Genomic DNA, 11,687 nt, shown 5'->3' with positions numbered 1-11,687 from the left:
TTTCTACTTATGATGGCTCCCATGATTTCATGGGAGCAACCAAAATTTCCAGCCATACGTATGGGTTAAGGAGTTTAGTGTGAAAAAATTGTTGTGTGCAGCGGGTGTGAGTATTGCTTTAGCAATGTCTGCGGGTGCTTATGCTGAGAAAATCGCTATCGTCAATGTTGGTGAAATTTTCCAAAATATGCCTGCGCGTGAAGCCGTTGCTAAACAGCTTGAAAGTGAATTCAAAAGTCGTGCTACTGAGTTACAAAATCTAGAAAAAGATTTGCAAACTCGTGTTGAAAAATTGCGCCGTGATGGTGCAACAATGAAACAAAGTGAGCGCGAAAAGCTTGAATCTGAACTCATGACTAAACGTGATCAATTTGCTGAAAAAGCTCAAAAATTTGAAGAAGACAACCGTCGTCGTCAAGGTGAAGAGCGTACTAAAATTTTAACTCGTATTCAGAACTCTATTAAGTCTGTTGCAGCTAAAGAAGGCTATGATGTCGTTATCGATGCAAATGCAGTTGCTTATGCAAAAGATAGCGTTGACATTACAAGTCAGGTTCAAAAACAGGTTAAATAATAGATGTCTTCAATTCGATTGGCTGACCTTGCTCAGCAGTTGAATGCGCAATTACACGGTGATGGTGATATTACCATCACCGGTATTGCTCCAATGCATTCAGCGAATAATCAACAGATTACTTTTCTATCTGATAGCCGTTATAGCGATAAATTGGCTGATTGCCAAGCTGCTGCGGTGGTTCTCACAGCAAAAGATCTCGAAGCCTGCAAAGTCGCAGCACTGGTTGTTGATAACCCGTATCTGGCTTATGCGAAAATGGCTCAAATTATGGATACAACGCCAAGTCCGGCTGAAGATATCCATGCATCAGCGGTCATTGCTGATGATGCAAAACTTGGTAAGAATGTCGCAATTGGCGCAAATGCGGTTATCGAAAGTGGTGTTGAGCTTGGCGATAATGTGGTGATTGGCGCAGGTTGTTTTGTGGGCAAAAATACGCGTATTGGTACAGGAACCCGTTTGTGGGCGAATGTCAGCGTATACCACAATGTTGAGATTGGCGAACACTGTTTGGTTCAATCTGGCACAGTAATTGGCTCTGATGGTTTCGGCTATGCGAATGATCGTGGTAATTGGATCAAAATTCCTCAATTAGGCACGGTGATCATCGGCGATCGTGTTGAGATCGGTGCGAGCACGACCATTGACCGCGGTGCTTTAGATAACACAGTGATTGGTAATGGGGTTATTATCGATAACCAGTGCCAAATTGCACATAATGTCATAATTGGTGATAATACCGCGGTTGCTGGTGGTGTTATCATGGCGGGTAGTTTAAAAATCGGCCGCTACTGTATGATTGGTGGTGCTAGTGTCATCAACGGCCATATGGAAATTTGCGATAAGGTCACAGTAACAGGAATGGGGATGGTCATGAGACCTATCACTGAACCGGGAGTATATTCTTCGGGGATCCCTTTACAGCCTAATAAATCTTGGCGTAAAACAGCTGCTTTAGTCTTAAATATCAATGAGATGAATAAGCGCCTGAAACATGTCGAGCGTGAATTAGATAGCCAAAATCAAAAAAATCAGTAATCATTTTGTAATTCAGGCTAAAATAGTTATCTGAGTTACGTTTTCCGGCCTGCCAGTTAACCTAATCTAAGGTTAAAGCAGGCCGATTCATTAATTAAACCGTATTAATAGACAGGAAGAGTATTTCGATGAGTGATAATCATACTCTGAATATAGAAGAAATCTTAGAACTGCTTCCACACCGTTACCCATTCCTTTTGGTTGACCGTGTATTAGATTTTGAAAAAGGCAAATCATTGCGTGCAGTGAAAAATGTGTCATTTAACGAGCCATTTTTCCAAGGGCACTTCCCAAGCAAACCCATTTTTCCTGGCGTATTAATTTTAGAAGCCATGGCACAAGCAACTGGGATCCTTGCGTTTAAAAGCGTTGGGAAATTAGAGCCTGGTGAGTTGTACTATTTTGCAGCGATAGACAATGCGCGTTTTAAACGTCCAGTTCTGCCTGGGGACCAAATGGTCTTAGAAGTTGAATTTATCAAAGAACGTCGCGGAGTTGCACGTTTTAAAGGTGTTGCTAAAGTTGATGGAGAAGTGGCCTGCGAAGCAGAAATGATGTGCGCCCGTCGCCGTGAGGTCTGATATGATTGATAATACAGCCTATATTCATCCATCTTCTATCGTAGAAGATGGAGCTATCATCGGTGCCAATGTTCAAATTGGCCCTTTTTGCTATATTGGCGCGAATGTCGAAATTGGCGAAGGTACTGAGTTGAAATCTCATGTTGTCGTTAATGGTCATACAAAAATAGGCCGTGACAATGTGATTTTCCAGTTCGCTTCCATCGGTGAAATTAACCAAGATCTTAAATACCAAGGTGAACCAACGCGAGTTGAAATCGGGGATAGAAACCGTATTCGCGAAAGCGTCACTATTCACCGTGGTACCGTTCAAGATGTTGGCCTGACAAAAGTGGGCAACGACAATTTACTGATGGTGAATGTGCACATTGCCCATGATTGTATCATTGGAAACCGTTGTATTATTGCAAATAACGGTACGCTAGGTGGCCATGTAACATTGGGTGATTATGCCATTATTGGTGGTATGACCGCAGTTCACCAATTTTGCAAAATTGGTGCTCATGTCATGGTTGGTGGTTGTTCTGGTGTTGCACAAGACGTGCCGCCTTATGTCATTGCACAAGGTAACCACGCGACACCATTTGGTTTAAATCTTGAAGGTTTAAAACGCCGTGGTTTTGAAAAAGAATCACTGCATGCTATCCGTAATGCATACAAGGTGTTGTATCGTTCAGGCAAATCGTTAGAAGAAGCCCGTGAAGAGATCGCAGAAATGGCAAAAGCCAATGAACACGTTAAAGTGTTTAGTGATTTCTTAGAGGATTCAGCGCAGTCTAAACGTGGTATTATTCGTTAATCTAGCATTAATGAATCGAGGCCTTTAATAAGGAGCGAATTTCGGTGAATAATAGCCGCCCACTTACTATTGGCCTTGTTGCCGGAGAAACATCTGGCGATATTCTCGGTGCAGGGCTTATCCGTGCACTTAAAGAACAAATACCGAATGCTCGCTTTGTTGGTGTCGCTGGCCCTTTAATGCAAGCCGAGGGTTGCGAAGCTTGGTATGAAATGGAAGAGCTTGCTGTCATGGGCATTGTTGAAGTCCTTGGCCGCCTGCCTAGGTTATTATCCATCCGTAAGGATTTAACCCAGCGTTTTACCGAACTGCAACCCGATGTTTTTGTTGGAATTGATGCCCCTGATTTTAATATTACCTTAGAAGGTCGTTTAAAATCGAAAGGTATCAAAACTATTCATTACGTTAGCCCATCAGTTTGGGCGTGGCGCCAAAAGCGGGTATTTAAAATTGGTCGTTCAACGAATTTAGTATTAGCTTTCTTACCTTTTGAAAAAGCATTTTACGATCGTTTTAATGTTCCTTGCCGTTTTATCGGGCACACAATGGCCGATGCCATTCCATTACACCCTGATAAACAAGCCGCTCGACATCGGCTGAATATTCCTGAGCATGTCAAATGTTTAGCTTTACTGCCGGGAAGTCGTCATTCAGAAGTCGAAATGCTAAGCGCAGATTTTCTCAATACAGCGAAAATATTACAGCGTAATATCCCAGATTTACATATTGTGGTGCCGTTGGTGAATGAAAAACGCCGCCAGCAGTTTGATGAGATAAAACAAAATACTACGCCTGAACTGCAAATTCATATTTTAGATGGACAAGCTCGTGATGCAATGATTGCAGCTGATGCGACTTTATTAGCGTCAGGAACGGCAGCACTTGAATGTATGCTAACAAAATGCCCAATGGTAGTGGGGTATCGTATGAAACCTTTCACCTTCTGGTTAGCAAAACGGTTAGTGAAAACGCCATATGTTTCTTTGCCTAATTTGTTAGCAGGAAAAGAGATTGTCAAAGAGTTACTACAAGAGGAATGCCAGCCTGATAAACTCGCACAGCAGTTGCTTCCACTCCTAGAAGGTGGCGAGCAGGTTGAAAACCTGAAAGAAACTTTTTTACAATTACATCAGCTTATTTGTTGTGATGCAGATAAACAAGCGGCTGAAGCAGTATTAGAGATGGTCAAAAATTAATGGAATTTATCTATCCAAAAGCAAATTTAATTGCTGGTGTTGATGAAGTGGGTCGAGGCCCCTTAGTTGGAGCTGTAGTAACTGCAGCGGTGATCCTTGATCCCAATAAGCCAATTACAGGGCTGGCAGACTCAAAAAAACTCACCGAAAAAAAACGTGAGAAATTATTTGATGAAATTCAGGAAAAAGCGCTGTGTTGGTGCATTGGCCGCGCAGAGCCAGAAGAAATTGATAATATAAATATATTACACGCAACCATGTTAGCGATGCAGCGTGCTGTTGCGGGTTTATCCATTGTTCCTGAGTATGTTCTCATTGATGGCAACCGTTGCCCTGAGTTACCAATGCCTTCACAGGCAGTAATTAAAGGCGACAGTCTAGTACAAGAAATTAGCGCAGCATCCATTTTAGCTAAAGTGATTAGAGATAGGGAAATGGTCGAGTTAGACAAAGCTTTCCCTGAGTATGGTTTTGCGAAGCATAAAGGCTACCCAACGGCTTATCATTTAGAAAAATTGGCGCAGCATGGCGCAACCGAATTCCATCGTAAAAGCTTTGCTCCTGTGAGAAAAGCTTTAGACAGCAATAAGTAGGTATTAGGTCGATGGCATCACCTCGTTTTATTCATTTACGCGTCCACAGTGACTATTCCATGATTGATGGGCTAGCCAAAACGGGGCCACTGGTTAAAAAAGTGGCTTCGATGGGCATGCCTGCATTTGCGATCACCGATTTTACTAACCTTTGTGGGTTAGTCCGGTTTTATGGTGCAGCGCATGGGGCGGGGATCAAGCCAATTATTGGTGCTGATTTTTATGTGGAAAGTGAATTATTAGGTGATGAAATATCTCACTTAACTGTTTTAGCACGTAATAATGAAGGTTATCAAAACCTTACCCTACTGATTTCTGAAGCATACCAAAAAGGTTATGGTGCAGTTGGGCCAACCATAAAACGTGAATGGCTAGCCAAGCATAAAGACGGCTTGATTTTACTGTCCGGTGGCCGTAAAGGGGATGTCGGGCAATTTCTATTAAGGGGAAATCAAGCCTTAGTGGATGAGTGCCTTGCATTCTATGAAACCCATTTTCCAGATAGCTACTATTTAGAATTGGTTAGAACAGGGCGGCCTGATGAAGAAAGTTATCTACATGCGGCTGTCGAGTTAGCGACTAAAAAAGGCCTACCTGTCGTTGCAACGAATGATGTTTGTTTCATTGAAAGTAGTGATTTTGACGCTCATGAAATACGTGTTGCTATTCATGATGGTTTTACATTAGCCGATCCCAAAAGGCCTAAAAATTATAGCCCTCAGCAATATTTACGTTCCGAAGAAGAGATGTGTGAGCTGTTTGCTGACATCCCTGAAGCGCTAGAAAACAGTGTAGAAATTGCTAAGCGTTGTAATGTGACGATCCGTTTAGGTGAATACTTCTTACCTCAATTCCCGACAGGGGATATGAAAACAGAAGACTTTTTAGTTATGCGCTCTAAAGAAGGGCTCGAAGAGCGTTTAGAATTTCTGTTTCCTGATGAAAAAGTCAGGGCAGAAAAACGTCCTGAGTACGATGAACGTTTAGAGATCGAACTCAACGTAATCAACCAAATGGGTTTCCCCGGCTACTTCTTGATCGTTATGGAGTTTATCCAATGGTCGAAGGATAATGGCGTACCCGTTGGGCCAGGACGAGGCTCCGGGGCGGGTTCCCTTGTTGCTTATGCATTAAAAATTACCGACCTTGACCCACTGGAATTTGATTTACTGTTTGAGCGTTTCTTGAATCCTGAGCGTGTTTCCATGCCTGACTTTGACGTCGATTTCTGCATGGAAAAACGAGACCAAGTGATTGATCACGTGGCTCAAATGTATGGCCGTGAGGCAGTTTCTCAAATCATTACCTTTGGTACGATGGCGGCAAAAGCGGTGATCCGAGATGTTGGTCGTGTACTCGGGCACCCATATGGTTTTGTGGATAGAATTTCGAAATTAGTGCCGCCAGATCCCGGTATGACACTGGAAAAAGCGTTCGAAGCAGAACCTCAGCTCCCTGAAATTTATGAGGCTGATGAAGAGGTTAAAGCGCTTATCGATATGGCGCGTAAACTCGAAGGTGTCACACGAAATGCAGGTAAACATGCGGGTGGGGTGGTTATCGCTCCAACTAAAATTACGGACTTTGCCCCACTGTATTGTGATGCGGAAGGCAATAACCCCGTCACACAATTCGATAAAAACGATGTTGAGTATGCAGGATTAGTTAAGTTTGACTTCCTTGGTTTGCGTACGTTGACGATTATTAACTGGGCGTTGGAAATGATCAACGCGCGTCGCGCTAAGAAAAACTTAGAGCCGATTGATATTGCTGCTATTCCGCTACACGATCAAAAAAGTTTTGATATGCTGCAGCGCTCAGAAACCACAGCAGTATTCCAGTTAGAATCACGAGGAATGAAGGACTTAATTAAGCGATTACGTCCTGACTGCTTCGAGGATATGATCGCACTGGTAGCATTGTTCCGTCCAGGGCCACTGCAGTCAGGCATGGTAGATAACTTTATTGACCGTAAGCATGGTCGTGAAGAAATATCGTACCCAGATGTACAATGGCAACATGAATCATTAAAACCTGTTCTAGAGCCCACATATGGCATTATTTTATACCAAGAACAGGTTATGCAGATTGCTCAGGTTTTAGCCGGATACACGCTTGGCGGTGCAGATATGCTGCGTCGTGCGATGGGGAAAAAGAAACCTGAAGAGATGGCTAAACAACGGTCTGTTTTTGAAGAGGGATCAATCAAAAACGGGGTTGATGGCGAACTATCGATGAAAATCTTTGACTTGGTAGAGAAATTTGCCGGTTATGGGTTTAACAAATCTCACTCAGCAGCATATGCATTAGTTTCATACCAAACACTGTGGCTCAAAGCCCACTATCCCGCTGAATTTATGGCAGCAGTCATGACCGCAGATATGGATAACACCGAGAAAGTGGTCGGTTTAGTTGATGAATGTTGGCGAATGGGCTTAAAAGTATTGCCGCCAGATATCAATAGTGGGCTTTATCACTTCCATGTGAATGATGAAGGTGAGATAGTTTACGGTATCGGTGCAATTAAAGGGGTCGGTGAAGGCCCGATTGAAGCGATTGTTGAAGCGCGTCAACAAGGCGGCATATTTAAAGAGATTTTTGACCTCTGTGCACGAGTTGATATTAAAAAAATTAACCGTCGTGTGATGGAAAAGCTTATCATGGCAGGGGCATTTGACCGATTAGGCCCTCACCGTGCAGCATTGATGTCTTCCCTTGAAGATGCGTTAAAAGCGGCTGATCAACACGCTAAAGCAGAGGCAATAGGCCAAGCAGATATGTTTGGTGTCTTAGCTGAAGCACCCGAACAAGTTGAAAGTTCATATGCAAGCGTACCTAAATGGCCAGAGCAGGTGGTATTGGATGGTGAACGCGAGACGCTTGGTTTATATTTAACAGGGCATCCAATAACGCGATACTTGAGCGAAATAGAGCGTTATACTAACGGGCTTAGATTAAAAGATGTGAACCCCACCCCTCGTGGTCAAGTGACAACTGTGGTAGGTTTAGTACTTTCAGCTAAAGTGATTACAACCAAGCGTGGAAATAGAATTGGTATTTGTACGCTTGATGATCGTTCCGGTCGTCTGGATATTATGTTATTTTCAGATGCGCTCGATAAATACCAACATATGTTGGAAAAAGACAATATCCTGATAGCCACCGGTCAGGTCAGCTTTGATGATTTCAATGGTGGTAATAAAATGACAGTGCGTGAGTTAATGGATATTAGTGAAGCAAGGGAAAAATATGCTCGAGGACTTGCAATTTCACTGTCAGATAAACAAATTAACGATCAATTGCTGAACCGGCTTCGTAGCACTCTTGAACCTCATCGTTCAGGAACGATCCCGGTTCATCTGTATTACCAGAAGGATGATGCCAGAGCCAAGCTTAAATTTGGTGTTGTTTGGCGTGTGACGCCAGTGGATCCCCTTCTGAACGATCTTCGAACTCTGCTGGGTAGTGAGCAGGTAGAATTAGAATTTGACTAAAATAGGAATATTATGAGTCTGGATTTTCTTGATTTTGAACAGCCAATCGCAGAATTAGAGGCGAAAATTGATTCTCTAACAGCGGTTAGCCGTCAAGATAACAACTTAGAAGTCAACCTAGATGAAGAGGTTGCTCGTTTACGTGAAAAAAGTGTTGAACTGACACGTAAAATTTTCTCTGATCTAGGAGCTTGGCAAATCGCTAAACTCGCTCGTCACCCACGTCGTCCATATACGTTGGATTATATTTCTCGCATATTTACTGATTTCCAAGAATTAGCGGGTGATCGTGCTTATGCAGATGATAAAGCCATTGTCGGTGGAATGGCGCGTTTAGATGGTCGCCCAGTAATGATTATTGGGCATCAGAAAGGGCGTGAGACAAAAGAAAAAATCCGTCGTAATTTTGGTATGCCAGCCCCAGAAGGTTACCGTAAGGCATTGCGTCTGATGGAACTGGCTGAGCGTTTTAACTTGCCTATTATTACCTTTATTGACACTCCAGGTGCTTATCCGGGCGTTGGTGCTGAAGAGCGCGGCCAGTCAGAAGCTATCGCACGTAATTTACGTGAAATGTCACGTTTATCAGTCCCTGTCATCTGTACCGTTATTGGTGAAGGTGGCTCTGGTGGTGCACTTGCCATCGGTGTGGGTGATAAAGTCAATATGCTGCAATACAGTACTTATTCTGTTATTTCACCAGAAGGCTGTGCTTCTATTTTATGGAAAAGTGCAGATAAAGCACCATTAGCAGCAGAGGCGATGGGGATTACTGCTCCACGTCTTAAAGAACTGAAATTAATTGATAATGTTATTCCTGAGCCATTAGGCGGTGCACATCGTAATTATGATGAAATCGCAGAACAGCTAAAAGCACGCCTGACTGAGGATTTAGATGAATTAGAAGTATTAGATGCCGAAGCGTTGAAAAACCGTCGCTATCAGCGCCTGATGGACTATGGTTATTGTTGATCATTAACCGCTAATCGTTAATAAAAAACGGGAGTTTGCTTTTTGCTAGCTCCCGTTTTTTATTCAAGCTATTTATTTTAATTATCCATCTGCTGAAAATAACAATAGATAGGGGCTAGGGTGCGACAATATAATTATTTGCTATATGCTTTTACTTGCGTATTGATATGGAGCTTTATTCCTATTGTCTCTCGTTTTGGGCAAGAAGGCATGGATAGCTTCCAATTCCTTTTCTGGTCGAACTTAATTTCAGCGATATCTGTGATTATTGTTGCACTTGCTTCAGGGTATAGACTGGCAAAATTGTTTATCTTACCAAGAGATGTACTAGTTAAAGTCTTTGTTCTTGGTTTTCTTGATTGTTTATTCTATTTGTTACTGTACTACGGCTATTCCATTGAAAATGGTATCGCCGTATTGGTCATTCAATATAGTTGGCCATTAGTTATTATCTTGTTATCAGTGGTATTGCTAAAAGACAAATTAGCGGGAAGACAAGTAGTTGGTATCATCATCGGTTTTATTGCAGTAATTATTACTTTTACCAAAGGGCAAATTACACAACTTCATGTTGAAAATCCAACAGCATTATTACTGGTTTTTAGTGGTGCATTTTGCTTTGCACTAATGTCAGTTTTTTCTCGCCAATATTCGATAGACCCCTATATTAGTACTATGTGGTTATTTATTTTTTCAACGCTGGTTTCTTTTGTTTTACTGATATTATTTAGTGAGATGCGATTACCATCAAAAACGACTTTTTGGCCAACATTGGTTAATGGCATTTTAATCAATGGGGTGTCTTATATTTTGTGGTTCAAGGCGATGAATACAGGGCATTCGGCTAAAATTGCATCAGTGGTGTTTTTATCTCCCGTATTATCAGTGTTTTGGTTGGTCTTGATATTAAATGATGCTTTTGAAGCCGCTTATGTTGCAGGGGTATTACTAGTAATTATTTCTGGTGTTTTGTGTGTTGGTACAAAAAAACATGGTCAAAAATTATGAGAAGGGCGAATAAATGATACAGCATTCGCAAGTCATTGTTGAACGGGTTCTCAATAAAATAAATGGTATTCAAAAAATTCTAGTGGGATTTAGTGGCGGTATTGATTCAACTGTTTTATTACATGCGCTTTATCTTATTCGGCAACAGCAACTCCCTTCACTAGAAATTCGCGCTATTCATGTTCACCATGGGTTGAATAGTAAAGCAAATGAATGGGAGCAGCACTGTGCTCAATTATGTTTACAGTGGGACATTCCTTTCATTTGCAGACATGTAGTGGTTGACTCGAGCCAAAAAGGAATTGAAGCTGCGGCACGAGATGCTCGTTATCAGGCTTACCGAGAAGAATTACAAGGTGGTGAGGTGTTAGTCACAGCTCAACACCTTGATGACCAAGCAGAAACTTTCATGTTAGCGTTAAAGCGTGGCAGTGGGCCTGCTGGGTTATCTTCAATGCCTGAATTATTAGCTTTTACAGCGTGTAGTGGCTCAACATGGTTGTTACGTCCATTACTTACAACGTCTCGCATAGCGCTAGAAGCTTATATGCAAGAGCAGAAATTATCGTGGGTTGAAGACGATAGTAACCAAGATGACCGTTATGATAGAAATTTTTTGCGATTGAATATCATGCCCATTTTGGTTGAGCGCTGGCCTCACTTTTCCAGTGCAGTGGCCCGTAGTGCAGCGCTATGTGCGGAGCAAGAAAGCTTACTCGATGAATTATTAAAAGATACCCTTGAAAACATGATGGACTATCGAGGTGGGCTATTTATTGATGACCTGAAAGCCTGCTCATCATCAAAGCGTAATGCACTCATCCGTCGCTGGGTTGGGTTGCACCAGTTACCAATGCCGCCATTTAACCAATTGGAACGAATTTGGCAAGAAGTGGCGTTAGCTCGGCAAGACGCTGACCCTATTTGCCAGTTAGGGCAATTTGAAATTCGTCGTTATCAAGGCGCATTGTGGGTTGTTAAGCGTATTAATAGCTTAGTAAATCAACAGTTTGAATGGAATTTCCCTGATGTCTTTGAATTGCCTGGATCTTTAGGAATTTTACAGATTATGGAAGGTGAGGGGCAAATACGTCCGCCCAAACCAGATGAAATTGTGACAATTCGTTTTGGGCTGCAAGGCACGCTAAACATTGTAGGGCGTCATCGTTCCAGAAGCAGTAAGAAGATCTGGCAAGAATTAGGCGTAGCTCCATGGATGAGAGAAAGAGTGCCATTAATTTATTATAACGACCAGCTCATTACCGCAGTAGGGTGCTTTATTACCCCTGAAGGGCTAGTTGATGAAGCGTCTCTGGGTATTGCCATCGATTGGCAAAAAGAGGGTGAATTTAAGATGTTGAACTAATGAGAAGCCCCTTATGACTGTGATTACCATAAGGGGCTATAGAAGGACTCAAAATCGTGAGTA

General features: G+C 42.3%; 10 protein-coding genes. All 10 read left to right on the top strand.

Annotation, left to right across the window (positions count from 1 at the left end):
* Positions 1–79 precede the first annotated feature (79 nt).
* The 10 genes from skp (at position 80) to tilS (ending at position 11,624) form a co-directional block, all read left to right on the top strand.
* Complete coding sequence (gene skp / locus PR809_RS15400) at positions 80–574, top strand: molecular chaperone Skp (RefSeq protein WP_004908780.1); 495 nt, start codon at positions 80–82, stop codon at positions 572–574.
* A gap of 3 nt (positions 575–577) precedes the next feature.
* Entirely contained in the window at positions 578–1,615 is a 1,038-nt protein-coding gene (lpxD, locus tag PR809_RS15395; RefSeq protein ID WP_102139930.1) for a UDP-3-O-(3-hydroxymyristoyl)glucosamine N-acyltransferase, read from the top strand.
* Between the two features lie 128 nt (positions 1,616–1,743).
* Positions 1,744–2,196: a 3-hydroxyacyl-ACP dehydratase FabZ gene (fabZ, locus tag PR809_RS15390; protein WP_004257450.1), complete on the top strand. Its 453-nt coding sequence runs from the start codon at positions 1,744–1,746 to the stop codon at positions 2,194–2,196.
* 1 nt (position 2,197) lies between these two features.
* Positions 2,198–2,995: an acyl-ACP--UDP-N-acetylglucosamine O-acyltransferase gene (gene lpxA, locus PR809_RS15385; RefSeq protein WP_102139929.1), complete on the top strand. Its 798-nt coding sequence runs from the start codon at positions 2,198–2,200 to the stop codon at positions 2,993–2,995.
* A gap of 44 nt (positions 2,996–3,039) precedes the next feature.
* Positions 3,040–4,191 (top strand): lipid-A-disaccharide synthase, encoded by a 1,152-nt coding sequence (gene lpxB, locus PR809_RS15380; RefSeq protein WP_166264465.1) that lies wholly within the window; start codon positions 3,040–3,042, stop codon positions 4,189–4,191.
* Positions 4,191–4,784: a ribonuclease HII gene (gene rnhB, locus PR809_RS15375; RefSeq protein ID WP_206275841.1), complete on the top strand. Its 594-nt coding sequence runs from the start codon at positions 4,191–4,193 to the stop codon at positions 4,782–4,784. Before lpxB ends, rnhB begins: the two co-directional genes overlap by 1 nt.
* Positions 4,785–4,795: 11 nt before the next feature.
* The gene (gene dnaE / locus PR809_RS15370; RefSeq protein WP_206275842.1) at positions 4,796–8,278 is read left to right on the top strand and encodes a DNA polymerase III subunit alpha; all 3,483 of its coding nucleotides are present in this window, start codon (positions 4,796–4,798) and stop codon (positions 8,276–8,278) included.
* 12 nt (positions 8,279–8,290) lie between these two features.
* Positions 8,291–9,250, top strand: a complete 960-nt coding sequence (gene accA / locus PR809_RS15365; protein ID WP_166264467.1) for an acetyl-CoA carboxylase carboxyl transferase subunit alpha — start codon at positions 8,291–8,293, stop codon at positions 9,248–9,250.
* Between the two features lie 120 nt (positions 9,251–9,370).
* Positions 9,371–10,258 carry a DMT family transporter gene (locus PR809_RS15360; protein ID WP_206275843.1) on the top strand — a complete coding sequence of 296 codons (888 nt, stop codon included), beginning with the start codon at positions 9,371–9,373 and terminating at the stop codon, positions 10,256–10,258.
* A 13-nt stretch (positions 10,259–10,271) separates the two neighbouring features.
* On the top strand, positions 10,272–11,624 hold the full coding sequence (gene tilS / locus PR809_RS15355) for a tRNA lysidine(34) synthetase TilS (RefSeq protein ID WP_206275844.1): 1,353 nt from the start codon (positions 10,272–10,274) through the stop codon (positions 11,622–11,624).
* Positions 11,625–11,687 lie beyond the last annotated feature (63 nt).

It is taken from the genome of Providencia sp. PROV201 (assembly GCF_028479545.1).
In the GTDB taxonomy this organism is placed as follows: domain Bacteria; phylum Pseudomonadota; class Gammaproteobacteria; order Enterobacterales; family Enterobacteriaceae; genus Providencia; species Providencia huaxiensis.
The sequence above is the reverse complement of the archived record's forward strand: the minus strand, read 5'-3'. Positions and strand labels throughout refer to the sequence as shown.